Source organism: Mesorhizobium sp. B2-5-4 (assembly GCF_006441095.1).
GTDB classification, from domain to species: domain Bacteria; phylum Pseudomonadota; class Alphaproteobacteria; order Rhizobiales; family Rhizobiaceae; genus Mesorhizobium; species Mesorhizobium salmacidum.
The window spans coordinates 227,096-251,669 of the sequence record NZ_VFUR01000002.1 but is presented as its reverse complement, the minus strand read 5'-3'; the positions used below and the strand labels follow the sequence as shown (position 1 = coordinate 251,669).

Below are 24,574 nucleotides of genomic sequence, written 5' to 3'. Positions count from 1 at the left end.
CCCGAGTTCCATCATGACTTCACCTTCGGGCTCGACGCCCACCGAGGCGCAAGCCTTCCTCGACGCCCATCCCGAGGTCGAGGCCTTCGATATCGTGCTGACCGACGCCAATGGCGTCGGGCGCGGCAAGATCGTGCGCCGGCATGAGCTGAAAAGCATTTTCGAAGGCGGCCGGCATATGCCGATCTCGATCCTCGGCCTCGATATCACCGGCGAGGATGTGCACGAAACCGGGCTGATCTGGGACAGCGGCGATGGCGATCTCAGGGCCTGGCCAATTCCCGGCACGCTGGTGCCGCTTTACGGCACGAACCCGCCCCGCGGCCAGGTGCTGATGGCGATGCACCATCTCGACGGCCAGCCAATGTCGTCGGACCCGCGGCTGGCGCTTGCCCGGCAGGTCGACATACTGGCGGCCAAGGGCCTCCATCCGGCTGGCGCCTTCGAGCTGGAGTTTTTTCTGCTGGCCAATGAGCGCGATGTCGAGGGCAAGGTGCAGCCGGCGCGCGCGGTGCTTGATGGCCGCGTCTCGGGCAAGACGGAAGTCTATTCCGTCGACCATCTGCACGGCATGGAGCCGCTGTTCTCCGACATCTACGCCGCCGCCAAAGCGCAAGGCATTCCGGCCGAGACGGTGATCTCGGAATATGCGCCTGGCCAGTACGAATTGACGCTGAACTACCGCAAGGACGTGATCCGGGCGGCGGACGATCTGGTCATGCTGAAGCGGCTGGTGCGGGCGCAGGCGCGCCGCCACGGCGTCACCGCCTGCTTCATGGCCAAGCCGATCGAGAAATATGCCGGCTCCGGCATGCATTTCCATGTCTCGCTGCAGGACAAGGACGGCCGAAACGTCTTTTCGGAAGCAGCCGGCGAGAATTGGTCGTTGCCGCTGCTGCGTGGCCTCGGCGGGCTGATCCAGACCATGGCGGAATCGATGCTGGTGTTTGCGCCGCACGCCAATTCCTGGCGCCGCTTCGTCTCGCAATCCTATGCACCGGTCGCGCCGACCTGGGGCGTCAACAACCGCTCGGTGGCGCTGCGCGTGCCGGCGGGCGATGCGAAAAACCGGCGCATCGAACATCGTCCGTCCGGCGTCGACGCGAACCCCTATCTGATTGCGGCCACGGTACTCGCCGGCATCGTCAAAGGCCTCGATGAAGGGCTCGATCCAGGCCCCGAAACGACCGGCAATGGCTATGAGGCGTCCGTCACCCGTACGACGATGCCGGCCGATTGGCGCGCCGCCATCGAAGCAGCCAAGGCGTCCAGCTTTCTGAAAGGCGCGCTCGGCGAGGACCTGCACCGCACCTTCGTGGCGATCAAGCAGTCCGAATACCTGCGCGTGGCGCGCACGGTCAGCGAACTGGACTATCATCTTTACCTGCACGAAGTCTGATGGCTGCGGGACCCGGCGACGATCACTTTTTCGCCGTTGTCATCAAAATGAGGTGGCGTATCGCCCTACCCATAGAAATATTGGCGGAACCTTCCCGAGGGCTCGCTCATTCCTGACTTGATCGCGAGAGCGGACAAGGCCGCCAGAGATATGATTGCGAAGATGCCAACAACGCCGGCGCCGCACCACGCCAAGGTGCAGGCGAGGCACTGGCCGAAGCAGCAGCCAGCCGAAACACCTGATGACGATGCCGCGGACACGGTTTCCGAATTGCGAGAGGTCGCCAAGGGATGCCGCCGCTGTCCGCTTTGGCGCGATGCGACGCAGACGGTATTCGGTGAAGGGCCTGACAATGCCAAGGTGATTTTTGTCGGCGAACAGCCGGGCGACCAGGAAGACATCGCCGGCCAGCCATTCGTCGGCCCGGCGGGCAAGGTGTTCGATGCCATATTGGACGATGCCGGGGTCGATCGCCTGAAGGTCTACGTCACCAACGCGGTCAAGCACTTCAAATTCGAGCCGCGCGGCAAGCGGCGCATCCATTCCAAGCCGAATGTCGGCGAGGTTCAAGCCTGCCGCTGGTGGCTCGACCAGGAGTTTGACCTGATCAAGCCGAACGTCGCCGTGGCGCTCGGCGCTACGGCGGCGCTGTCCCTGCTTGGCAAGGCGATACCGGTGACCAAGATGCGCGGCCAGGTGATCGAACGCGAGGATGGCTTGCGGGTCTTCATCACCATCCATCCCTCCTTCATCCTGCGCATTCGTGATCACGCCGACAAAGAGGCCGAACGCGAGCGGTTCTTGCAGGATATGAAGCAGGTGAAGCGGCTTATGGCCGCGTGATTACGGTCTAAAGCGCGTCGCGTCGAAACGGACTCATGCGACGCGCTTTAGGTCTTTGTTTTGATGAATGTCCTTCCCCCAAAACCGAGGTCACTTGGGCGACATGCATTAGCGGACGAGAATTGCCCTGAGATCATTCACGTTCGTGCCGGTCGGGCCGGGCACGAAGAGATCGCCGACGGCATTGAAGGCCGTCCAGGCGTTGTTGCCGGCGAGCATCGCCTTGGCATCCACGCCCGCCGCGCGCATGCGCGAAACGGTCGAGCCGTCGGCGAAGGCGCCGGCATTGTTTTCCGAACCGTCGATGCCGTCGGTGTCGGCCCCCAAGGCATGAATACCCTCCATGCCATTGATGCCGATGGCGAAGGCGAGCAGGAATTCCGAGTTGCGGCCACCCTTGCCTTTGGCCCGCAAGGTCACGGTGGTCTCACCGCCAGAAAGGATCAGAACCGGCTTTTGGAAGGGCCGGTTGCGCGTCGCCACTTCGCGGGCAATCGCGGCGTGGACGCCGCCGACCTCGCGCGCTTCGCCTTCAACGGCATCGGAGAGGATGACGGCTTCTATGCCTTGCCGCCTCGCTTCCACTGCTGCCGCTTCCAGCGACACACCGGCGGAGGCGATCAGATGCACTTCGTTACGCGCAAAGCGCTTGTCGTCGGGATCTGGCGCGTCGGCCGCAGGCGACCGGATGTGCGCCATGACCGCGTCCGGCAGTTTCATGCCATAGGCTGATATCGAAGCCAGGGCATCTTCACGGCTGCCGGTATCGGGAACGGTTGGGCCGGACGCGACAAGGGCCGGATTGTCGCCGGGGATGTCGGAGACCACCAGCGACACCACCTTGGCCGGCCATGCGGCGGCAGCCAGCCGGCCGCCCTTGATGGTGGAGAGATGCTTGCGGATGGTGTTCATCGCCGCGATCGGCGCGCCGGAGGCGAGCAGCGCCTCGTTGACGGCGATCTCGTCGGCCAGCGTCAGGCCGGCGGCTGGAGACGGCAGCAGCGCCGAACCGCCGCCGGAGATCAGCGCCACGACCAGATCGTCCGCTGTCAGCCCTTGCACCTTGTCCAGCAGCCGCCGCGAGGCCTCGAGCCCGGCGACGTCCGGCACCGGATGCGCCGCCTCGATGATCTCGATGCGCTCGCATTTGGCACCATAGCCGTAGCGGGTGACGACCAGCCCTTCGATCGGGCCATCCCAGACCTTTTCGAAGGCCGCAGCCATCTGCGCCGAGCCCTTGCCGGCGCCGATGACGATGGTGCGGCCCCTTGGCTTGGCCGGCAAATGGTCGCGGATGGTACGCTCCGGATCGGCGGCGGCGACGGCGGCATTGAAGATCGAGGTAAGAAAAACCTTGGGATCGGGCACGGTCATTCGGGGTCCGGGGACAGCGCCAGCTCGCGCCTGTCCATGCCCAGGTGATCGCACAGCGCATCGACCACCACGCCATGATCCTGGCGCTCCGGCAGGCCAGACACCGCGATCACACCGATGACACCGGCGCCCTTGACCGTGACCGGGAAGCCGCCGCCGGCCAGCACGTAGTCAGCAATATCCAGCCCCTCGCCGATCTTGAAGGTGCGGTCAGGACGTTGCTGTTCAAGCACCAGACGGTAAGTGCTTCTGAGATAGCGCTTCACGACATTGATCTTGCGCCGCGCCCAGTCGGGGTTGGAAGCGTTCGAACCCGGCATGGCGGCATAGAAAAGCGGCCGGTCCCATAGCCTGATGTCGACGATGATCGGCAGGTTCTCGGCCATTGCACGACCACGGATGGCTGCGCCTATCTCGAAGGCGACGGCCTCGTCGAAGGCTGCGAAGACAAGTGTCTCTTCCTGTCTCTTGATCAGAGCGATGTCATCAGCAACGGCCATGTCTCTTTTCTCCGAAAATCGTGACGTGTCGTTTGTACGACAACATCGGCCGGGTCAAGCTTGCATCGCGGCGCGCCCTCATCCGGCCGCTGCGCGGCCGCGTTCTCCCGGTTGGGAGAAGAGCCTGGCGCCAGCGCCGGCGGCCTCCTCTCTCCTTGGGGAGAGGCCGGATTGCCCCGAATTGCCCTTCGCAATTCGGTTGGCAAGACGGGGTTCACCCCGCGATCATGTCGCTCTTGGCCGCGCGCCCCGCCACATAGACCTCGCGCACGGCGCGGTCGTCGCCAAGCGTCTGCAGCAGAAACAATTCCTGCGCCAGCGTCTCGACCGTTTCCATCCTGAGCCGCATGGCGGGCGTCGCCCTGGCATCGAGCACGACGATGTCTGCATCGGTGCCTTCCTCCAGCGTACCGATCTTGTCCGCCACCGACAGTGCCTCTGCATTGCCGCGCGTGATCTGCCAGAAGGACTGGAACGGGTTCAGCTTCTCGCCATTGAGCGCGATGACCTTGTAGCCCTCGTCCATGGTGCGCAGCATCGAATAGCTTGTGCCGCCGCCGACATCGGTGGCGGCTCCTATGCGCAACGGCTTGTCGCGGCGACGAAAGCGCTGATAGTCGAACAGGCCGGAACCGAGGAACAGGTTCGAGGTCGGGCAGAACACAGCCACCGAACCGCTGTCCGACAGCGCGTCCGCCTCGCGCTCCGACAAATGGATGCAGTGGCCGAACAGGCTCTTTTTGCCCAGCAGCCCATAGTGCTCGTAAACATCGGTGTAGTCGCTCGACCAGGGGTAGAGTTCCCCGGTGAAGGCGATCTCGGCGTGGTTTTCCGACAGATGCGTCTGCATGTGCAGGTCGGGATGTTCGCGGCACAACGCGCCGGCCATCTCCATCTGCTCCGCTGACGAGGTGATGGCGAAACGTGGCGTGATGGCATAAAGCTGGCGGCCCTTGCCGTGCCATTCGGCGATCAGCGCCTTGGTGTCGTCATAGCCTGATTGCGGCGTATCGAGCACGCCTTCGGGCGCGTTGCGGTCCATCATCACCTTGCCGGCGATGTTGAGCATATCGCGCGCATGCGACTCGGCGAAGAACGCTTCCGCCGACGCCTTGTGCACCGAGCAGTAGGCGGCAACCGTGGTGGTGCCATGGCGCACCGTCTCATCAAGGAACAGGCGCGCGATGCGGCGGCCATGCTGGGCGTTGGCGAATTTTGTCTCCTCGGGAAAGGTGTAGGTGTTCAGCCAATCGAGCAGTTCGGCGCCATAGGACGCGATGACCTGCATCTGCGGGAAATGCACATGGGCATCGATGAAGCCCGGCAGCAGCAAATGCGGCCGGTGGTCGATTTTTTTCGCCGTCTCACCGGCCTGTTTCTCGACATCGGCATAGGCGCCTGCTGCAACGATCCTGCCGTCGCTTATCAGCAGCCCGCCGTCCTCCTCGTAGCGCCAGGCGGAGTGGTCGTCGATGGTTTGCGGCCAGCGCACGAAGGACAGCGTGCGGCCACGCAGAAGTGTCAAGATCATACTTATTTCCCCGCGCCTTCGAACCACGCCACCAGCAACGCCCGTTCCTTGTCGGTGATCTCCGTGACATTGGCTGGCGGCATGGCGTGGCTGCGGCCGGCCTGCAGATAGATCTCGCGGGCATGCTCGGCGATGCCGGCGTCCGTATCCAGCATCACCCCCTTGGGTGCGTGATAGATGCCTTCATAGACCGGCTCCTGCGCATGACACATCGAGCAGCGGCCGAGCACGGTGTCACGCACCGCCGGAAAATGCGCCGATGCGATATAGACCTCAGCCGCGGCGGAGGCCTTGGGCTCGCCAGTCAGCACCTTCGGCACGGTCGACAGCCAGATGATGATGAGGAACAGGACAAGGGCACCCAGCCACGTCCAGTGCGGATTGCCGGCACGCTTGTGCACGGTGTTGAAATAATGCCGGATCAGGACGCCGATGATAAACACCAGCGAGGCGATGACCCAGTTGAACTCGGTGCCGAACGCCAGCGGATAATGGTTCGACAGCATCAGGAACAGCACCGGCAACGTCAGATAGTTGTTGTGGAGCGAACGCTGCTTGGCGATCTTGCCGTATTTCGGGTCCGGCTTGCGGCTGGCGATGAGGTCGGCGACGACGATCTTCTGGTTGGGAATGATGACCATGAAGACATTGGCCGACATGATCGTCGCGGTGATGGCACCCAGATGCAGGAAGGCGGCGCGGCCGGTGAACAGATGCGTCAGCCCCCAGGCGATGAACACCAGCACGCCATAGAGCACCAGCATCAGGCCGGTATCGCTTTTTCCGAGCGGCGAGCGGCACAAGAGATCATAGACCACCCAGCCGACGCCGATCGTCGCCATCGACAGCAGGATGCCGACCGGTACCGACATCGGCAGCACGTTGGGATCAATCAGGAACAGGTCAGCGCCGGCGTAATAAACCACGCACAGCATCGCGAAACCGGACAGCCAGGTGGCGTAGGATTCCCATTTGAACCAAGTCAGGTGTTCCGGCATCTCGGACGGCGCCACCAGATATTTCTGGATGTGGTAGAAGCCGCCGCCATGCACCTGCCATTCCTCGCCGAAGGCGCCGACCGGCATGTCCGGGCGCTGGCGCAGGCCAAGATCGAGTGCGACGAAGTAGAAGGACGAGCCGATCCAGGCGATGCCGGTAACGACGTGCAGCCAGCGCACGGCGAAGCTCAGCCAGTCCCAGAAAATCGCGAAATCCGTCATTGAAGTCGTCCCTGCCGATCCGGTGACTTTACGGTGTGGTGCGCAAACGAAAAGAGGCGAGGTGTACGATGACTTTCAAAAAAAATTGGAAAATACTAGGTTGATGGCCACAAACCGGCGAAGGTGCTCCGCATGGCCTATCTCGACAACATCGCCGTCTTCGTCCGCGTCGTCGAGCTCGGCAATCTGTCGGCGGCCGGCCGCGACATGCGTATTTCACCGGCTGTCGCCTCCAATCGCATCAAGGAACTGGAGAAGCATCTCGGCGTGCGGCTGTTCAACCGCACCACCCGACAGTTGATGCCAACAGAACACGGCACCGTTTTCTATTCCGGCGCCAAGCAGGTGCTGGAAGCGATCACCGAGGCGGAGGCTGCCGTCTCGGCGCTGTCCGGCCAGCCGCGCGGCACCATCCGCGTCACCGCGCCGCTCGGTCTCGGGCGACGGCTGGTGGCGTCGGGCATTCCCGATTTCCATGACAAATACCCTGACATCGAGGTGCGGCTCAGGCTCTCGGACCACAATGTCGACATCATGAAGGAAGGCATCGACGTCGCCTTCCGGCTCGGCATCATCGAGGATTCCAGTCTTCGGATGCGTGGCATCATGGAATGCGAACGCGTGCTGGTCGCCGCACCAAAATATCTGGAGGCGCGCGGCGAGCCGATGGAGCCGCAGGAGCTGATCGGCAGGAAACATGACTGCCTGATGCTGCGCTATTCCGGCGCGCGCGAATATGTCTGGACCTTGCAGACCCCAACCGGACCACAAAAGTTCGAGGTACACGGCCCCTACGACACCGATGATGGCGACGTGCTGACCGGTTGGGCGCTGTCAGGACGCGGCATCATCAACAAACCGCGCTTCGAGGTCGAGCCTTTCATCCGCGACCGCCGGCTGAAGGTGATCCTGAGCAATACGCCACCAACGCCGGTGCAGTTCGCGGCCGTTTATCCGCACAAGAAGCTGCAGGATCCCAAGGTGCGGCTGCTGCTCGATTTCATGGCGGAGCGCTGCCAGCGGCTGATCAAGGACATTCTGGCCGGCAAGTAGGCGGAAGAGCGAACTGGCCTGCAAGTGATCGCCTCGTGGCTTATCCGATCCGGTTGCCTTGCGTGAAAGCCAGCCTAGGCTGGTCTAGCCGGGCCATCACCCTGCCCTGCAGAGCCCGATAATCCGCGGTCACGTAGCTGACCAGCGCCGTCATGATCTCGGCGGCGGCCAGCGCGGCGATGACGGGCGGGCGCTTGTCCTTGACCGCATCGCCGATCGGCGAGACGAGGCGGGCGAATTCAGCCTCCGTACCGTCCGCCGACTTCAGGAACCAGCTCCTGAACGTGGCTTTCTTGGTCTTCGAGCCGATCATGCCGACATAGGCCGCGTCGTCGCGTTTCAGCGCTTCGGCGACGATCAGGAAATCGAGCGCATGGTCATGAGTGAGGATGGCGAAGGCGGTGCCGGCCGGGGCGTTGCGCACCTCGGCCTCCGGCATGGGGGTCAGCCGTGTCTCCACGGTTTCCGGCATTCCTTCCAGCGCCTCGGCGCGTGTTTCGATGACGACGCCGCGCACGGGAAGGAGCGCAATGGTCGACGCCAGCGCCTGGCCGACATGACCGCCGCCGAAAATATAGACATGCGGCATATGAGCTTCCTCGGCTTCCGCCGCCGCGACCAGTTCGGCGGCCAATGCGGTATCGACCAACCGGATCAGCACCTCGACCCGCCCGCCACAGCACTGGCCGATTTCGGGGCCGAGCGGGACGTCAAGCGTGGTGCGGACTTCGTCGACCGCGACGCGGGACGTCGACTGCAGGCGGTTGGATCCACCCGATGGCGCCACCATCTGCCGCGCCTTGTCGATGGCCATGTATTCGAGTTGACCGCCGCCGATCGTGCCGAAGATCGCCGTTCGCGAGACGAGCATGAAGGCGCCCTTCTCACGCGGTGTCGAGCCCTTGGTGCCGGCCACTTCGACCAGGGCAAGACGGCCGGCGCCGCCGAGAAAGGCTTTCAGGTTTTGTACTTTCGAGGTCATAGTTTCACGTTCCCGAATGGGAAATATAGGCTTTTTCGGTCCGAATTGCACGTTCTGCCCGATTCAGGCGCCAGCCTTGATCGCTTTCTTCAGCCGCTCGATTGCCATCAGCACGCGTTCCGGCGTTGCCGGGGCGTCGAGACGCGGGCAGATCTTGTGGTCGGCGACGCTGGCCACTGCGTCCGACAGGGCGTGCAGCACCGCCATGCCATGCGGCAGCGGCGGTTCGCCGACCGCCTTGGAGCGATGGATGGTCGGTTCATAGGCCTGCGACCAGTCAGTCAGCGCCACGTTGAAGATCTTCGGTCGGTCGGACGCCAGCGGGATCTTGTAGGTCGACGGCGCATGCGTGCGCAGCCGGCCCTTGTCGTCCCACCACAATTCCTCCGTGGTCAGCCACCCCATGCCCTGGATGAAGCCGCCCTCGACCTGGCCGAGGTCGATGGCCCGGTTCAACGAACGGCCGCAATCGTGCAGGATATCGGCGCGCTCGACGACATATTCGCCGGTTAGCGTGTCGACCGACACTTCGGCGCAGGCCGCGCCATAGGCGTAGTAATAAAAGGCGTGGCCCTGGCCCTTGCCGCGGTCCCAGTGGATTTTCGGTGTCTTGTAGAAGCCGGCTGCCGAGAGCTGCACACGCGCAATATAGGCCTGCTTGACCAGATCGTTGAAGCTGACCTCCTGGTTGCCGACGCGCACCCGGTTTGGCAGGAACACCACCTGGTCGACAGGGATCTGGTATCTCTCGGCGGCAAAGTCGGTCAGCCGCTGGCGGATCTGGCGCGCCGCGTTCTGTGCCGCCATGCCATTGAGGTCGGCGCCCGAGGACGCCGCCGTCGGCGCGGTGTTGGGCACCTTGGCGGTGGTGGTGGCGGTGATCTTCACGCGGTCGAGGTCGATCTGGAATTCCTCGGCCACGACCTGCGCCACCTTGAGGTGCAGGCCCTGCCCCATTTCGGTTCCGCCATGGTTCATGTGCACCGAGCCGTCGGCATAGACATGCACCAGCGCGCCGGCCTGGTTGGACTCGGTCTTGGTGAAGGAAATGCCAAACTTGACCGGCGTCAGTGCCAAGCCGCGCTTGATGAAGCGGCTGTTGGCGTTGAACGCGGAAATCTCGCGACGGCGGCGTGCATAACTGGCGCTCTCTTCCAGTTCCGCCACGATGCGCTGAATGATGCAGTCCTCGACCTTCTGGTGATAGGGCGTGACGTTGCGGCCGCCGATCGCTTCCATCGGATCGTAGAAATTCAGCTTGCGGATCTCGAGCGAATCCTTGCCGACCGAAAAGGCGACCTCGTCGATGACGCGCTCGGCGCCGATCATGCCTTGCGGGCCGCCGAAGCCACGAAAGGCGGTGTTGGAGACGGTGTTGGTAAAGAGCGGCGCCGATTTGGCCAGCACCGCTGGATAGAAATAGGCATTGTCGCAGTGGAACAGCGCACGATCGCCGACCGGGCCGGACAGGTCGGCTGAAAAGCCGCAGCGCAAAGCGTAGGTGAAGTCGACGCCAAGGATGTTGCCCTCGTCGTCGAAGCCGACCTCGTAGTCGATGGCGAAATCATGCCGCTTACCGGTGGCGGTCATGTCCTCGTCGCGGTCGAGCCGGATCTTGACCGCGCGCTTCAGCCTCTTGGCGGCAATGGCGGCGATCGCGGCGCACTGATTGGCCTGCGTTTCCTTGCCGCCGAAGCCGCCGCCCATGCGGCGCACCTCCACCGTCACCGCGTTACTCGGCACGCCGAGCGTGTGGGCGACCAGATGCTGCGTCTCGCTCGGCCCCTGGGTCGAACAGTAGACGGTCACCTCGTCGTCCTCGCCGGGGATGGCGAGCGACACCTGGCCTTCGAGGTAGAAATGGTCCTGGCCGCCAAGCCACATGCGGCTCTTGATGCGGCGGGGCGCTGCCTTGATTGCCGCGGCCGCATCGCCGCGCTTCAGGACCAGCGGCGTGGTCACCTGCTTGTCCCTCGTTGGATCAAGGTCCCAGATGTCGATCACGGCGGGAAGCTCGTCATACTCGATCCTGGCCAGGCGCGCGGCGCGCCGGGCTGCCTCGCGCGTCTCGGCAATCACCGCAAAGATCGGCTGGCCGAAGAACTGCACCTTGCCTTCCGCCAGCACCGGATCGTCATGCATGTTGCTGGGCGAGACATCGTTCTCACCCGGTACGTCGGCATAGGTGAGCACGTCGACGACACCAGGGGCCGCGCGTACCGCCGAGAGATCGACGCTTTTCAGAACGCCATGCGCCACCTTGGACAGGCCAAGGCCGGCATGCAGCGTGCCGGCCGGTTCCGGCATGTCGTCGATATACACGGCGCCGCCGCTGACATGCTTGTGGGCGGAATCATGCCGCTGGTCGGTAGCGATGCCGCCGACGATCTTCTCGGCTTTGAGGTTTGATGTGGCGTGCTTGTTCATCAGGCCGCCTCGCTGCGCGATACCTGCACCGGCACCTTGGTGCCCGTGGTTTCCACATAAAAGCGCAACAAAAGGTTTTTCGCTGCCAGCGCTCGATATTCGGCGCTCGCGCGCATGTCGGTGAGCGGCGTAAAGTCCTTGGCGTATTCGGCCATCGCAGCCTCCACCGTCGCTTCGCTCCAGGCCTTGCCGATCAAAGCCTGTTCAACGGCCGTAGCCCGCTTCGGCGTTGCCGCCATGCCGCCATAGGCGATGCGGATATCGGCCACCGTGCCGTCCTTAGCCAGAGCCAGGCAGAAGGCCCCAAGGGTCGCGGTGATGTCCTCGTCGCGGCGCTTGGTGACCTTGTAGACGGCGAATTTCACGTCCTTTGCCGGCACCGGCACATGCACGGCCTCGACGAACTCGCCTGGCTGGCGGTCCTGCTTGCCATAGGCGATAAAGAAATCCTGCAATGGGATCGTGCGCCGCGTCTTGCCCTTGCGCAAAGTCAGCCGTGCGCCGAGTGCGATCAACGGCGGCGGCGTGTCGCCGATCGGCGAGCCGTTGGCGACGTTGCCGCCGATCGTGCCCATGTTGCGAACCTGTTCGCCGCCGATGCGGTCGAACAACGGCCCCAACGCCGGGATGCGTTTCGACAGTGTCGAAAAAGCTTCGGTATAGGTGACGCCGGCGCCGATCGATATGACACTATTGTCTTCCGTGATGGTGCAAAGCCCCGGCAGATTGCCGATGAAGATCGCCGGCGAGATTTCGCGCATATGCTTGGTCACCCACAGGCCAACGTCGGTCGAACCGGCGACGACGGTGGCTGTGGGTTCTTTTTCGAAGACGGTCGCGAAATCGTCGGCATCGGTCGGCACGACCAGCCGCGTCCTGCCGGAGCCCATCTCGATCCTGGCGCCATCGCGCAACGCCTGCAGCCGTGTCGTGATGTCCCGGCGCTCCGCCGCCAGCGGATCCTTCGCCGCCTTGCCATAGCTCGAGATGGCGTGCGCGGCGCGCATGATCGCCTCGTAACCGGTGCAACGGCAGAGATTGCCTTGCAAGGCTTTTTCGATGGTCGCGTTCGAAGGGTCCGGTGATTTCATCCACAGGCCATAGAGCGACATGATGAAACCCGGCGTGCAGAAGCCGCATTGCGAGCCGTGGAAATCGACCATCGCCTGCTGCACAGGATGCAACTGGCCAGCTTCGCCACGCAGATGCTCGACCGTCACGACATGGGTGCCGTCGAGCGAGCCGAGGAAGCGGATGCAGGCATTGACGCTTTCATAGACCAGTCCGGCGGCCGAAAGCTTGCCGATGAGCACGGTGCAGGCGCCACAATCGCCCTCGGCACAGCCTTCCTTGGTGCCGCGCAGCGAACGGTCGAGCCGCAGCCAGTCGAGCAAGGTCGCATCGGGCGCCACGGACGACAGCGCGATATCCCTGCCATTGAGAATGAAGCGGATTTCGTTGCGGATGTTGACCTTGGCCATGCCTCAGCTCCCCCTGTAGGTGGAATAGCCGTACGGCGAGATCAGCAATGGTACATGATAATGCACCGCCTCCGCCATGCCGAAGCGGATCGGCACGCTGTCCAGGAAGGCAGGCGCGGGCAGCTTCGTGCCCTGGCCGCGCAGATAGTCGCCAGCCGCGAACACCAGTTCGTATTCGCCGGTGCGGAAGTCGGCACCCGCCAGCAGCGGCGCGTCGCAGCGGCCGTCGGCGTTGGTGACGACCTCCTTCAGAAGCGTGCGATCGGCACCGTCGAGACGGTAGAGCGCGATCGACAATCCCGCCGCCGGCCTGCCGGTCGCGGTATCCAGGACATGGGTCGTCAGACGCCCGCCATCGGCTTTCGACGTTTCTGCCATTGGCCGCCTCCCATTTTCCAATACGAATAAATTGGTCGGTACAATCGAGCACTAACGATGAATTGTGCGCCAATTAAAGGCGATGCATAAGTCCCGGTCGAGCGGAGTGCGACAAAAACACTTTCAAAAATTTTGAGGGGAATGCGAGAAGCACCCTTTCGATATCCTGATCATACTTCCGGTGATGCCGGGCGCGGAGGGACGATGCGTTACACCAGGGACATGCGTGGCTACGGAGCCAATCCGCCGGATCCGAAATGGCCTGGCGGCGCGCATGTCGCCGTGCAGTTCGTCGTCAACTACGAAGAGGGCGGCGAGAACTGCGTGCTCCACGGCGACAAGGCTTCGGAAGCCTTCCTGTCGGAAATCGTCGGTGCGGCGCCCTGGGTGGGCCAGCGCCACTGGAACATGGAATCAATCTACGAATATGGAGCGCGGGCCGGCTTCTGGCGGCTGCTGCGCCTGTTCAGCGAAGCGCAAGTGCCTGTGACCTGCTATGGCGTCGCCACGGCGCTCGCGCGCTCACCCGACCAGGTCACGGCCATGCAGGAAGCCGGCTGGGAAATCGCCTCGCACGGGCTGAAGTGGATCGATTACCGCGACCACGACGCCGAGGACGAGCGCCGCGACCTCGAAGCGGCGATCAAGCTGCATTACGAGGTGACCGGCCAGCGCCCGACCGGCTGGTACACGGGCCGCACATCGGTCAACACGGTGCGGCTGGTGGCCGAAGAAGGCGGCTTCGATTACGTCTCGGACACCTATGACGACGAACTGCCTTACTGGTTCGAGCATGCGGACGGCACGCAGCTCATCATCCCCTACACGCTCGACGCCAACGACATGCGCTTTGCCACGCCGCAGGGTTTCAACTCGGGCGACCAGTTCTTTGCCTACCTCAGGGATAGTTTCGATACGCTCTATGCCGAGGGCGAGGCAGGCAGGCCGCGCATGATGAACATCGGTCTGCACTGCCGCCTCGTCGGGCGGCCGGGCCGGGTGGCGGCGCTGAAACGCTTCGTTGATTATGTCAAATCGCACGACAAGGTCTGGCTGGCACGGCGCATCGACATCGCCAAGCACTGGCAAGAGAACCATCCCTATAAGCCGGCCGCTCTGCGCCCGTCGAAAATGGAATTCGAGACGTTCGTTCACACCTTCGGCGGCGTGTTCGAGCATTCGCCGTGGATTGCCGAACGTGCCTACGAGCTGGAGCTCGGCCCGGCGCACGACACGGCCGGCGGCGTGCACAATGCGCTCTGCCGCATCTTCCGTTCCGCCAGCGAAACCGAGCGGCTCGGCGTGCTCAACGCCCATCCCGACCTCGCCGGCAAGCTGGCCAAAGCCAGGCGGCTGACGGCGGAATCGACCAGGGAACAGGCTTCCGCCGGTCTCGACGCGCTGACCGACAAGGAGCGTGAATTGTTCTCCAAGCTCAACGCCGCTTACGTCACCACCTTCGGCTTCCCCTTCATCATCGCGGTGAAAGGCAAGACAAAGGAGGAAATCCTCGCCGAATTCGAAGCCCGCATCGGCAACGGCCGCAGCGTCGAATTCGAAACCGCCTGCAAGCAGGTCGAGCGCATCGCGCTGCTCCGCCTCAAGGACATGCTTCCACAATAGGTTTGAACCATGGATACGATCAGGATGCCCGAGCGCACCTATTATGCCCCACAGGGCGGCCATCCCGGCCAGAACGAACTTCTGACCGGACGCGCCGTCTTCACCGAGGCTTATGCCGTCATTCCCAAGGGCGTGATGCAGGACATCGTCACCAGCGCCTTGCCGTTCTGGGACAAGACGCGTGTCTGGATCCTGTCGCGGCCGCTGTCCGGCTTCGCCGAGACGTTTTCGCAATACATCGTCGAGGTCGCGCCCGGCGGCGGCAGCGACCGGCCCGAGCCCGATGCCGGCGCCGAGGGCGCCCTGTTCGTGGTCGAGGGCGAACTGACGGTTCTGCTCGACGGCAAGAAGCATAGCTTGAGCCCCGGCGGCTTTGCTTTCCTGCCGCCTGCCAGCGGCTGGACAGTCCGCAACGAAAGCAAGGCGGCTGTCCGCTTCCACTGGATACGCAAGGCATATGAGGCGGTCGACGGCCTCGAGATTCCCAGGGCCTTCTTCGCCAACGAACAGGAGATCGCGCCGACGCCGATGCCGGGCACCAAAGGCCGCTGGGCAACGACGCGGTTCGTCGATCCCGCCGATCTGCGCCACGACATGCATATGACCATCGTCACGCTCGAGCCCGGCGCGGTCATTCCTTTCGCCGAGACACATGTCATGGAACACGGGCTCTATGTGCTCGAAGGCAAGGCTGTCTACCGGCTCAACCAGGACTGGGTCGAAGTCGAGGCCGGCGACTATATGTGGCTGCGCGCCTTCTGCCCGCAGGCCTGCTATGCCGGCGGCCCCGGCAAATTCCGCTATCTGCTCTACAAGGATGTCAACCGGCATGCCAAGCTCGGCGGGGCTGGCATCGCGAAGCGGACGTCATGACCCGCATCGTCGCGCGGCCGCTTACCCGTGAGGCCTTTGCCGAATTCGGCGACGTCATCGACATGGACGGCGACAATCACTATCCGATCAATGGCGGCAAGGCCGAGCGCTACCACGCCCTCGCCACCGCTGAAGCTGCAGGACATAACGCCCGCGTGCTGATTTCCATGGTACGCGGCACGCCCTACGAGATGCCGCTGAAGCTGACCATGGTCGAGCGTCATCCCTTGGGCAGTCAGGCGTTCATCCCGCTGTCGCCGCGTCCGTTCCTGGTCGTCGTCTGCCATGACGGCAAAGAGGGGCCGGGCGAACCACATGCCTTCATCACCGCACCGGGCCAAGGCATCAACTATTCCCGCAATCTGTGGCACGGCGTGCTGACGCCCATCGGAGAGCCTCAGGACTTTTTGATCGTCGACCGTGGCGGCGACGGCGCCAATCTCGAGGAATTCCATTTCTCGCACGCCTACGAGATCCATATCCCCGACGAGAGCTTGTGATGACCGACATTTCGCTGATCGACCGCCTGCTCGACGTGATCGAGCACGAAATCGTGCCGAAGACGGCAGAAGGCGTCGCGCACGGCAACAAGCTGTTCGGCGCGGCGATCCTGCGCAAGGGCGACCGGTCGCTGGTGCTGGCCGAAACCAACAACGAGATGGAAAACCCGCTCTGGCATGGCGAGGTGCATTGCCTGAAGCGCTTTTACGAAATGCCCAAGGCCGAACGTGTCGACACGAAAGATGCCATCTTCATTGCCACGCATGAACCCTGTTCGCTCTGCCTGTCGGCGATCACCTGGACCGGCTTCGACAATTTCTACTATTTGTTCAGCCACGAGGATTCGCGCGACAGTTTCGCCATCCCGCATGATCTCAAAATCCTGAAAGAGGTCTTCACCCTCGACCCCGGCGGTTACAACGCCGAGAACGCCTATTGGAAAAGTTTTTCGATTCGCAGGCTGGTGAGAGCGCTGCCCGAGGTCGAGCGCCAGCGGCTGGAGGAGCGGATCGGCAGGATTTCCGGACGCTATGACGAGCTGTCCGGCGCCTATCAGGCGAACAAGGCCGAAAACGACATTCCGCTAAATTGACGCGGACCTCATATGAATGGAACTTGAGTTGCCACCTTTATGGTGGCAAATTGAGATATGGAGAATAGGACCATGATTTCCCCCGAACCGGGGAGATGCTGATGCGCGGGGTCCGTTCATTCACCGTAACCTATAAGGGCGAGAGCATGATCATCGACCTGCCCGGTTATTATCCGCCATCGGATCGCGAGGGTGTGCATGTCGGCGACGACATGGCCGCTGTCGATGCCGCCTTGCGCGCGCTCAAGGAGAAGGTCGACGGCGTGCCGGCGCCGTCAACCATCCGCCGCATGCGCACGAAGCTCAAGCTGTCGCAACGCGAGGCCGGATCCCTGTTCAAGGTCGGCGAGAACGCCTTCGACAAGTATGAAAGAGGCTTGATCGAACCGAGTGGCCCGACCATTCAATTGATGACATTGCTGGAGAAACATCCCGAACTGCTCGACGAATTGCGGTAGCGGCACAGGTCGCATATTTCGCTGCTCCAGTCGCGAATGACGATTGAAAGTTCTCGTGCCGCGGAGCGTTATGCCTGCCATGAAAACCATCACCGAATTTCCCCGCAAGGTCGTCGAATTTCCCGACATGGGCATCGTCATGCCCGATGGCTGCCGGCTGTCGGCGCGGGTATGGATGCCGGAGGATGCGGGCGACGATCCAGTACCTGTCATCCTTGAGCACCTGCCTTACCGCAAGCGCGACGGCACGATCTTTCGCGATCAGCTTACCCATCCCTATTTCGCCGGCCACGGCTACGCCTCGATCCGCGTCGACATGCGCGGCAACGGTGATTCCGAAGGGCTGATGGACGACGAATATTCCGAGCAGGAACTGCAGGACGCCTGCGATGTCATTGCCTGGGCGGCGGCGCAGCCCTGGTGCAACGGCAATGTCGGCATGATGGGCATCTCCTGGGGCGGCTTCAATTGCCTGCAGGTGGCGGCCAAACAGCCGCCGGCGCTGAAGGCAGTGATCAGCCTGTGCTCGACCGTCGACCGCTATGCCGACGACATCCACTACAAGGGCGGCTGCCTTTTGAACGAAAATTTCGGCTGGGCCTCGACCATGCTGTCCTATTCGTCGCGGCCACCGGATCCGCTGATTGCCGGCGACGACAAATGGCGCGATCTGTGGCTGAAACGGCTGGAGAACCAGTCGTTCCTTTTGCCGCTGTGGCTCAGCCACCAGCATCGCGACGCCTATTGGAAGCGCGGTTCGATCTGCGAGGATTTTTCCGCTGTTCATGCTGCAGTGCTCTCGATCGGCGGCTGGCACGACGGATACCGCAACACGATATCGCACCTCGTCAGCAACATCGAGGCACCAGTCAAGGGCATCGTCGGACCGTGGATTCACAAATACCCGCACTATGCCGAACCCAAGCCCGCGATCGGCTTCCTGCAGGAAGCGTTGCGCTGGTGGGACCACTGGCTGAAGGGCGCCGAGACCGGCGTCGAGGCCGATCCCGACTACCGCGCCTATGTGATGGACAGCGTGCGTCCCGCCCGCTGGCATCCGGAGCGGCCTGGCCGCTGGATAGCCGAGCAGGAGTGGCCATCGTCCAACATAACGATTGAAGCGATCGAACTCATTTCCCCTGATGCGGGGCCTTCAACCGTCGCTTCGCCGCAGACCTGCGGGCTTGCCGGCGGCGAATACTTTCCGTTCACCTTCGGGCCGGAATTGCCTGGTGATCAGCGCCCTGACGATGGGCTGTCGGCGTGTTTCGACCAGCCTGAGCTCACCAAGCCGATCGAGATCGTCGGCGCGCCGGAGTTTGAGGTCCTGCTTGCCTCCGATCGGCCCCAGGCCAACATCGCGGTCCGGCTTTGCGACGTGCATCCCGACGGCGCCTCGGAACTGATCTCTTATGGCGTGCTCAATCTGACGCACCGCAACTCGCATGAATTCCCCGAGGCGCTGGTCCCCGGAGAAACGATTTCGGTACGTATCGTGCTCGATCAATGCGCCTACCGCGTGCCGGCCGGCCATCGTCTGCGCATCGCCGTTTCGACCGCCTACTGGCCCGCTATCTGGCCCTCGCCCGAGCCGGTACGGCTGACCGTGTCGGGGGCCACGCTATCGGTGCCGTTGCGCCTGCTGGCAACAGGCGACGAAGCCGTTTTCGCCGAGCCGGAAGGGGCTACGCCGTGGGCGACCGAGACGGTTCGGCCCGCCAATTCCGAACGCCATGTCGATCGCGACGAGAAGACCGGGATTGTCACGCTGTCGATAACGGACGACTTCGGCGAAGTGCGCGATCTCGACCACGGACTGGTCAACGGCAGCATCGCCCGCGAAACCTGGACCATCCATCCCGACGATCCTCTGTCAGCCTCGGGGAAAACACACTGGACGCAGACCCTGTCGCGAAATGGATGGTCGGTCCGCACCGAAACATGGGCCCAGATGCGGTCGGACGCACAAAACTTCATCGTCAGCGCCAGAATCGAGGCCTACGAAGGTGAAAACCTCGTCTTCGAGCGCGATTTCGACGAAAAGGTCCCGCGCGCGCTGGTTTGAGTGCTGAAATCGTTGGTCCAAATGCGACGTGCGATTTACGCCACGGCATGTCGCATTCGGTCTTGCTTACCGCTTTCCCTTGCGGTCATTATTCCCTTTAACAACAAGCAAGAAAATCGACCGCAGAGTCGAACCAACAGAGTGAGGAACTCAAATGTCAAATGAACTGGAATTCCTTAGCCGGCGGGTTGCGTCGGGCAAACTGAGCCGTCGTGATTTTCTCGGCCGGGCGGCCGCGCTCGGCATCGCCGCACCCTTCGCCAACGCGCTGCTTTCAAGCGCTGCGCGCGCGGCGGGTCCGGTCAAGGGCGGTACGCTGAAGGCCGGCCTGGTCGGCGGTGAATCCACCAACAGCCTCGATCCGGCGCTGATGATGACGCAGGTGCCGTTCGCTTTCGGCAAGTGCTGGGGCGAATTGATCGTCGAGCTGTCGCCGGACGGCAAGCTCGAGAACCGCATCGCCAAAGAGATCGGCTCCTCGGACGATGCGAAGACCTGGACGTTGAAGATCCGCGACGGCGTCGAATTCCACAACGGCAAGACGGTGACCGCCGAAGACGTCGCCGCCACGCTCGAGCGCCATTCGGACGAGAAATCGAAATCCGGCGCGCTCGGCTATATGAAGGGCATCGAGACCATCAAGGCCAGCGGCAAGGAAGTGGTGCTGACGCTGAAGGAAGCCAACGCCGACCTTCCGTATTTGCTCAGCGACTATCACCTGATCGTGCAGCCCAATGGCGGCAAGGACAAGCCCGACGCCGGCATCTCGGCCGGTCCATACGTGGTCAAGACCAACGAGCCGGGCGTGCGCCATGGCGGCGAGCGCTTCGCCAATTACTGGCAGGGCGACAAGATGGGCCATGCCGACCAGATCGAAGTCATCGTCATCAACGACGCGACGGCGCGCACGGCAGCACTGCAGGGCGGCCAAGTCAACATGATCAACCGCGTCGAGCCGAAGATCGTCGACCTGATCAAGCGCGTGCCGGGCGTCACCATCCGCAACCACGCTGGCCCCGGCCACTACGTGTTCATCATGCATTGCGACACGGCGCCGTTCGACAACAACGACCTCAGGATGGCGCTGAAGCTGGCGATCGACCGCGAGGAGATGCTGACCAAGGTGCTGCGCGGCTACGGCTCGCTCGGCAACGACTTCCCGATCAACGCGTCCTATCCGCTGTTCAGCGAGATCGAGCAGCGCAAGTATGATCCCGACAAGGCCAAGTTCCACTACAAGAAATCTGGCCATGACGGCACCGTGCTGCTCAGGACCTCGGACGTTGCCTTCCCGGGCGCTGTCGACGCGTCACAGCTCTTCCAGCAGAGCGCGGCCAAGGCGGGCATCAAGATCGAGCTCAAGCGCGAGCCCGGCGACGGCTACTGGAACGAAGTCTGGAACAAGCAGCCCTTCTGCGCTTCTTATTGGGGCGGCCGCTCGACGCAGGACCAGATGTACTCGACCGCCTATCTGTCGACAGCCGACTGGAACGACACGCGTTTCAAGCGCCCGGATTTCGACAAGATGGTGCTGGCGGCTCGTGCCGAACTCGATGAGGCCAAGCGCAAGCAGATGTACCACGACATGGCTGTCATGGTGCGCGACGAAGGCGGCCTGATCCTGCCGATGTTCAACCAGTTCATCGACGCCACCGGCGCCAAGGTCGATGGCTGGGTGGACGACCCGCATCAGGAGCTGATGAACGGCTACGCCCTGGCGAAGTGCTGGCTGCAGGCCTGAGTCCGGCTTTGCAGAGATGTCTTCACCCATCCTGAAACTAATTGCCCAGCGCATTGCGCTGGGCATCCTGCTTCTGTTGGCCATCTCGGTCTTGATCTTCGCCGGCACGCAGATCCTGCCCGGCGACGTCGCGCAAGCCATTTTGGGACAATCGGCGACACCCGAGTCGCTGGCCAATTTGCGCGAGCAGCTTGGGCTGAACGACCCGGCCTATGTCAGGTATTTCCATTGGCTCGGCGGCGTCTTGACCGGCGACCTCGGCACTGCGATGTCGAGCGGGCAGGATATCGCGACCTCGATCAAGTCGCGCTTGTGGAACACACTGTTCCTCGCCTTCTGGGCGGCGATCGTGGCTGTACCGCTGGCCATCATTCTCGGGCTGATCGCGGTGCGCTACCGCAATGGCTGGGTCGACAAGCTGATCTCCGGCCTGGCGCTCGCCTCGACCTCCTTCCCGGAATTCTTCATCGGCTATGTGCTGGTCTATTTCTTCGCCGTGAAGTGGCAGATCTTTCCCGGCATCTCGACCGTCTATGAAGGCATGCCATTCGGTGAGCGGATGCAGGCGATCGCGCTGCCGGCGACGGCGCTGACGCTGGTGGTGCTCGCCCACATGATGCGCATGACGCGAGCTGCGATCCTCAATGTCATGCAGTCGGCCTATGTCGAGACGGCGGAACTGAAAGGCCTGTCAGCGTTCAACGTCATCCGCAAGCACGCCTTCCCCAATGCCATCGCACCGATCATCAACGTCGTCATGCTCAACCTCGCTTATCTCATCGTCGGCGTCGTCGTGGTCGAGGTGATTTTCGTCTATCCCGGCATGGGACAATATCTCGTCGATCACGTGACGAAGCGTGACGTGCCGGTGGTACAGGCCGTCGGCCTGATCTTCGCCGCCGTCTACATCAGTCTCAACATCATCGCGGACATAGCGGCGATCGTCGCCAATCCGCGTCTGCGACATCCGAAATAGGGGGCGGGCATGCTCGATATCAAACGCATCCCCATCCCCGCGTTGATCGGCATTATCCTGACGGTACTGTTCGTGCTGGCGGCGATCTTCGCGCCGTGGATTTCGCCGCATGACAACGCCGAAATTGTGGGCGATGTCTGGGAGCCGATGTCGGCGGGGCATTGGCTGGGCACCGACAATCTCGGCCGCGATTTGCTGTCCCGGATGATCTATGGCGCCCGCATCACCTTGTTCATCGCGGTGCTGGCCACCGCGCTGTCGTTCTCGCTCGGCGCCATCCTTGGCTTTTCGGCTGCGGTGTTCGGCGGCTGGTTCGACACAATCTTGTCGCGCCTCGTCGACCTCCTGATGTCGATCCCGACACTGATCATGGGCCTGGTGGTGCTCTCGGTGCTGCCAACCAACCTGGTGACGCTGATCCTGGTGATGGGCATTCTCGACTCGACGCGCGTCTATCGTTTGTCGCGCGCGGTCGCCGTCGACATCAACGTCATGGACTATGTCGAAGCCGCCAAGCTGCGCGGCGAGGGCAGCGTCTGGATCATCTTCCGTGAAATCCTGCCCAACGCGTTGTCGCCGCTGATCTCCGAGCTCGGCCTGCGCTTCATTTACGCGGTGCTGTTCCTGTCGACGCTTTCCTTTCTCGGCCTTGGCGTGCAGCCGCCGGACGCCGACTGGGGCGGCATGGTGAAGGAGAACAAGGACGGCATCGTGTTCGGCATAGGCGCAGCGCTCATTCCCGCGGCCGCGATCGCGGCGCTGGCGATCTCGGTCAATCTTGTCGCCGACTGGGTGCTGAACCGCACGACAAGCCTGAAGGGAGGACGCGGGTGATGGCCGACGGCAAGGCAAAGTCCACCCCTCTGCTCGACATCCGCAATTTGCGCATCGAGGCGACGGTCTATCCGCCCGGTGAGGCGCCGAAGACCATCACGCTGGTGCACGACGTCTCGCTGACACTGGAGAAGGGCAAGGTGCTCGGCCTGATCGGCGAATCCGGTGCCGGCAAGTCGACCATCGGCCTGTCATCCATGGGCTATGGCCGTGGTGGCGTGCGCATCACCGGCGGCGAGGTGCTCCTCAACGGCCGCGACATCCTCAAGGGCGGCAAGGAGGACTTTCGCAAGCTGCGCGGTCGCGAGGTCTGCTATGTCGCGCAGTCGGCGGCGGCCGCTTTCAATCCCGCGCACAGGCTGATGGACCAGGTGGTGGAAGCCACGCTGCTGCACGGAACGGCGACACGAGCGGAGGCCGAGAAGCGCGCCGTCGCGTTGTTCAAGAAGCTCAGCCTGCCCAACCCGGAAGCCATCGGCGAACGCTTTCCGCACCAGGTTTCAGGCGGCCAGCTGCAGCGTGTGATGACGGCGATGGCACTGTGCTCGGAGCCTGACCTGATCGTCTTCGACGAGCCGACCACGGCGCTCGATGTGACGACGCAGATCGACGTGCTGGCGGCGATCAAGGATGCTATCCGCGACACCCATGTGGCGGCGCTCTACATCACGCACGACCTGGCCGTCGTCGCCCAGGTTTCGGACGAGATCATGGTGCTGCGTCACGGCCGGCTGGTCGAATGGGGAGGCACCCGCCAGATCATCAAGGAACCGCGGCAGGAATACACCAATGCGCTGGTTTCGGTGCACGAGATCGAACATGCCGAACAAAAACCCGGCACCGCGCCGTTCCTGTCGGTCAAGAACGTGACCGCCGCCTATGGCGGCGGCCACGTCAAGGTGCTGAAGAACGTCTCGGTCGACATCTACCCCGGCCAGACGCTGGCCGTGGTTGGCGAATCCGGCTCCGGAAAGTCGACGCTGGCGCGCGCCATAACCGGACTTTTGCCGCCCGAGCAAGGCACCGTTACATTCGACGGGCGCCCCTTGGCCAACCGGCTTGCCGACCGGCCGAAGGAAGACCTGCGCCAGCTGCAGATGATCTATCAGATGGCCGACGTGGCGATGAACCCGCGCCAGACCGTCGGCACCATCATCGGCCGGCCGCTCGAATTCTATTTCGGCATGCGCGGCAGGCAGCGCGATGCCCGCGTCGCCGAACTGCTCGACAAGATCGAAATGGGCAAGGGCTTTGTCGACCGCTACCCGGCCGAGCTTTCCGGCGGCCAGAAGCAGCGTGTCTGCATCGCCCGCTCGCTCGCGGCAAAACCCAAGCTGATCATTTGTGACGAGGTGACCTCGGCGCTTGACCCCCTGGTGGCGCACGGCATCCTGAAGCTTCTGCTTGAACTGCAGAAGGAGGAGAACGTCGCCTATCTGTTCATCACCCACGATCTGGCGACGGTGAAGTCGATCGCCGATTCGATCGCGGTGATGTATCGCGGCGAGGTGGTGCGCTATGGTTCGAAAAGCAAGGTGCTGACGCCCCCCTTCGATGACTACACCGACCTTCTCTTGTCATCGGTCCCGGAGATGGAGATCGGCTGGCTGGAAAAGGCGATCAAGGGGCGGCGCATGGCCAGCGCGGGGAACTAGCGCGGTTCACCGTTTCACGGAAACGATGAACTGCTCTATCTCTTTGTTTTTACGCAATTCCGGACGGA

The 24,574-nt window shown here is 62.9% G+C and carries 21 protein-coding genes; 13 read left to right on the top strand and 8 right to left on the bottom strand.

The features are described from left to right. Nucleotides 1–13 precede the first annotated feature (13 nt). Nucleotides 14–1,399, top strand: a complete 1,386-nt coding sequence (locus FJ492_RS03765) for a glutamine synthetase family protein (protein ID WP_181165948.1) — start codon at nt 14–16, stop codon at nt 1,397–1,399. Between the two features lie 117 nt (nt 1,400–1,516). Continuing rightward, nucleotides 1,517–2,242, top strand: a complete 726-nt coding sequence (locus FJ492_RS03760; RefSeq protein ID WP_281406150.1) for a UdgX family uracil-DNA binding protein — start codon at nt 1,517–1,519, stop codon at nt 2,240–2,242. A gap of 108 nt (nt 2,243–2,350) precedes the next feature. Here FJ492_RS03760 and FJ492_RS03755 read toward each other — a convergent pair whose 3' ends face one another. The 4 genes from FJ492_RS03755 to FJ492_RS03740 all read right to left on the bottom strand — a co-directional run bounded on the left by FJ492_RS03755 (nt 2,351) and on the right by FJ492_RS03740 (nt 6,867). Next, complete coding sequence (locus FJ492_RS03755; RefSeq protein ID WP_140748961.1) at nt 2,351–3,616, bottom strand: glycerate kinase; 1,266 nt, start codon at nt 3,614–3,616, stop codon at nt 2,351–2,353. Next, on the bottom strand, nt 3,613–4,116 hold the full coding sequence (locus FJ492_RS03750) for a heme-degrading domain-containing protein (protein WP_140716354.1): 504 nt from the start codon (nt 4,114–4,116) through the stop codon (nt 3,613–3,615). The genes FJ492_RS03755 and FJ492_RS03750 overlap by 4 nt, the downstream gene beginning before the upstream one ends. Before the next feature lie 214 nt (nt 4,117–4,330). Beyond that, the gene (guaD, locus tag FJ492_RS03745; protein ID WP_140768557.1) at nt 4,331–5,647 is read right to left on the bottom strand and encodes a guanine deaminase; all 1,317 of its coding nucleotides are present in this window, start codon (nt 5,645–5,647) and stop codon (nt 4,331–4,333) included. A 2-nt stretch (nt 5,648–5,649) separates the two neighbouring features. Next, nucleotides 5,650–6,867, bottom strand: coding sequence for a urate hydroxylase PuuD (locus FJ492_RS03740; RefSeq protein ID WP_140768555.1), 1,218 nt, complete (start codon nt 6,865–6,867; stop codon nt 5,650–5,652). A 132-nt stretch (nt 6,868–6,999) separates the two neighbouring features. On the opposite strand from FJ492_RS03740, the gene FJ492_RS03735 reads away from it, so the two are divergent. Then, the gene (locus tag FJ492_RS03735) at nt 7,000–7,920 is read left to right on the top strand and encodes a LysR family transcriptional regulator (RefSeq protein WP_140506764.1); all 921 of its coding nucleotides are present in this window, start codon (nt 7,000–7,002) and stop codon (nt 7,918–7,920) included. Between the two features lie 40 nt (nt 7,921–7,960). Here FJ492_RS03735 and xdhC read toward each other — a convergent pair whose 3' ends face one another. From xdhC to uraH, 4 genes are all read right to left on the bottom strand, one after another. Next, nucleotides 7,961–8,902, bottom strand: a complete 942-nt coding sequence (gene xdhC / locus FJ492_RS03730; RefSeq protein ID WP_140716348.1) for a xanthine dehydrogenase accessory protein XdhC — start codon at nt 8,900–8,902, stop codon at nt 7,961–7,963. Nucleotides 8,903–8,965: 63 nt separating this feature from the next. Continuing rightward, on the bottom strand, nt 8,966–11,329 hold the full coding sequence (gene xdhB, locus FJ492_RS03725; RefSeq protein WP_140768553.1) for a xanthine dehydrogenase molybdopterin binding subunit: 2,364 nt from the start codon (nt 11,327–11,329) through the stop codon (nt 8,966–8,968). Next, complete coding sequence (gene xdhA / locus FJ492_RS03720) at nt 11,329–12,810, bottom strand: xanthine dehydrogenase small subunit (RefSeq protein ID WP_140768551.1); 1,482 nt, start codon at nt 12,808–12,810, stop codon at nt 11,329–11,331. Before xdhA ends, xdhB begins: the two co-directional genes overlap by 1 nt. A gap of 3 nt (nt 12,811–12,813) precedes the next feature. Further along, complete coding sequence (gene uraH / locus FJ492_RS03715) at nt 12,814–13,188, bottom strand: hydroxyisourate hydrolase (protein WP_140716344.1); 375 nt, start codon at nt 13,186–13,188, stop codon at nt 12,814–12,816. Nucleotides 13,189–13,392: 204 nt separating this feature from the next. Here uraH and puuE point away from each other — a divergent pair, with 204 nt between their 5' ends. From puuE to FJ492_RS03665, 10 genes are all read left to right on the top strand, one after another. Then, nucleotides 13,393–14,811 (top strand): allantoinase PuuE, encoded by a 1,419-nt coding sequence (gene puuE / locus FJ492_RS03710; protein WP_140768549.1) that lies wholly within the window; start codon nt 13,393–13,395, stop codon nt 14,809–14,811. 9 nt (nt 14,812–14,820) lie between these two features. After that, nucleotides 14,821–15,684 carry a bifunctional allantoicase/(S)-ureidoglycine aminohydrolase gene (locus FJ492_RS03705; protein ID WP_140768547.1) on the top strand — a complete coding sequence of 288 codons (864 nt, stop codon included), beginning with the start codon at nt 14,821–14,823 and terminating at the stop codon, nt 15,682–15,684. Beyond that, the gene (locus FJ492_RS03700) at nt 15,681–16,184 is read left to right on the top strand and encodes an ureidoglycolate lyase (RefSeq protein WP_140768545.1); all 504 of its coding nucleotides are present in this window, start codon (nt 15,681–15,683) and stop codon (nt 16,182–16,184) included. Before FJ492_RS03705 ends, FJ492_RS03700 begins: the two co-directional genes overlap by 4 nt. After that, nucleotides 16,184–16,777: a nucleoside deaminase gene (locus FJ492_RS03695; protein WP_140748931.1), complete on the top strand. Its 594-nt coding sequence runs from the start codon at nt 16,184–16,186 to the stop codon at nt 16,775–16,777. Before FJ492_RS03700 ends, FJ492_RS03695 begins: the two co-directional genes overlap by 1 nt. A 101-nt stretch (nt 16,778–16,878) precedes the next feature. Further along, nucleotides 16,879–17,235: a type II toxin-antitoxin system MqsA family antitoxin gene (locus FJ492_RS03690; RefSeq protein ID WP_246675873.1), complete on the top strand. Its 357-nt coding sequence runs from the start codon at nt 16,879–16,881 to the stop codon at nt 17,233–17,235. Nucleotides 17,236–17,314: 79 nt separating this feature from the next. Next, on the top strand, nt 17,315–19,300 hold the full coding sequence (locus tag FJ492_RS03685) for a CocE/NonD family hydrolase (RefSeq protein WP_140768543.1): 1,986 nt from the start codon (nt 17,315–17,317) through the stop codon (nt 19,298–19,300). A gap of 154 nt (nt 19,301–19,454) precedes the next feature. Further along, on the top strand, nt 19,455–21,041 hold the full coding sequence (locus tag FJ492_RS03680) for an ABC transporter substrate-binding protein (protein ID WP_140768541.1): 1,587 nt from the start codon (nt 19,455–19,457) through the stop codon (nt 21,039–21,041). Nucleotides 21,042–21,057: 16 nt separating this feature from the next. After that, a complete protein-coding gene (locus FJ492_RS03675; protein WP_015314326.1) occupies nt 21,058–22,017 on the top strand; it encodes an ABC transporter permease in 960 nt (319 codons plus the stop codon). A 9-nt stretch (nt 22,018–22,026) separates the two neighbouring features. Beyond that, nucleotides 22,027–22,851 carry an ABC transporter permease gene (locus tag FJ492_RS03670; RefSeq protein ID WP_140768539.1) on the top strand — a complete coding sequence of 275 codons (825 nt, stop codon included), beginning with the start codon at nt 22,027–22,029 and terminating at the stop codon, nt 22,849–22,851. Beyond that, on the top strand, nt 22,851–24,506 hold the full coding sequence (locus FJ492_RS03665; RefSeq protein ID WP_140506789.1) for an ABC transporter ATP-binding protein: 1,656 nt from the start codon (nt 22,851–22,853) through the stop codon (nt 24,504–24,506). The genes FJ492_RS03670 and FJ492_RS03665 overlap by 1 nt, the downstream gene beginning before the upstream one ends. Nucleotides 24,507–24,574: the final 68 nt, after the last annotated feature.

Excerpts from the sequence above, each read along its gene's own strand:
- FJ492_RS03765 (WP_181165948.1), top strand. The coding sequence starts at position 14 with ATGACTTCACCTTCGGGCTCGACGCCCACCGAGGCGCAAGCCTTCCTC.
- xdhB (WP_140768553.1), bottom strand. The coding sequence starts at position 11,329 with ATGAACAAGCACGCCACATCAAACCTCAAAGCCGAGAAGATCGTCGGC.
- guaD (WP_140768557.1), bottom strand. The coding sequence starts at position 5,647 with ATGATCTTGACACTTCTGCGTGGCCGCACGCTGTCCTTCGTGCGCTGG.
- FJ492_RS03690 (WP_246675873.1), top strand. The coding sequence starts at position 16,879 with ATGCGCGGGGTCCGTTCATTCACCGTAACCTATAAGGGCGAGAGCATG.
- FJ492_RS03705 (WP_140768547.1), top strand. The coding sequence starts at position 14,821 with ATGGATACGATCAGGATGCCCGAGCGCACCTATTATGCCCCACAGGGC.
- FJ492_RS03670 (WP_140768539.1), top strand. The coding sequence starts at position 22,027 with ATGCTCGATATCAAACGCATCCCCATCCCCGCGTTGATCGGCATTATC.
- FJ492_RS03675 (WP_015314326.1), top strand. The coding sequence starts at position 21,058 with ATGTCTTCACCCATCCTGAAACTAATTGCCCAGCGCATTGCGCTGGGC.
- FJ492_RS03695 (WP_140748931.1), top strand. The coding sequence starts at position 16,184 with ATGACCGACATTTCGCTGATCGACCGCCTGCTCGACGTGATCGAGCAC.
- FJ492_RS03755 (WP_140748961.1), bottom strand. The coding sequence starts at position 3,616 with ATGACCGTGCCCGATCCCAAGGTTTTTCTTACCTCGATCTTCAATGCC.
- FJ492_RS03750 (WP_140716354.1), bottom strand. The coding sequence starts at position 4,116 with ATGGCCGTTGCTGATGACATCGCTCTGATCAAGAGACAGGAAGAGACA.
- FJ492_RS03740 (WP_140768555.1), bottom strand. The coding sequence starts at position 6,867 with ATGACGGATTTCGCGATTTTCTGGGACTGGCTGAGCTTCGCCGTGCGC.
- FJ492_RS03680 (WP_140768541.1), top strand. The coding sequence starts at position 19,455 with ATGTCAAATGAACTGGAATTCCTTAGCCGGCGGGTTGCGTCGGGCAAA.
- FJ492_RS03700 (WP_140768545.1), top strand. The coding sequence starts at position 15,681 with ATGACCCGCATCGTCGCGCGGCCGCTTACCCGTGAGGCCTTTGCCGAA.
- puuE (WP_140768549.1), top strand. The coding sequence starts at position 13,393 with ATGCGTTACACCAGGGACATGCGTGGCTACGGAGCCAATCCGCCGGAT.
- FJ492_RS03685 (WP_140768543.1), top strand. The coding sequence starts at position 17,315 with ATGAAAACCATCACCGAATTTCCCCGCAAGGTCGTCGAATTTCCCGAC.
- xdhA (WP_140768551.1), bottom strand. The coding sequence starts at position 12,810 with ATGGCCAAGGTCAACATCCGCAACGAAATCCGCTTCATTCTCAATGGC.
- FJ492_RS03665 (WP_140506789.1), top strand. The coding sequence starts at position 22,851 with ATGGCCGACGGCAAGGCAAAGTCCACCCCTCTGCTCGACATCCGCAAT.
- FJ492_RS03735 (WP_140506764.1), top strand. The coding sequence starts at position 7,000 with ATGGCCTATCTCGACAACATCGCCGTCTTCGTCCGCGTCGTCGAGCTC.
- uraH (WP_140716344.1), bottom strand. The coding sequence starts at position 13,188 with ATGGCAGAAACGTCGAAAGCCGATGGCGGGCGTCTGACGACCCATGTC.
- xdhC (WP_140716348.1), bottom strand. The coding sequence starts at position 8,902 with ATGACCTCGAAAGTACAAAACCTGAAAGCCTTTCTCGGCGGCGCCGGC.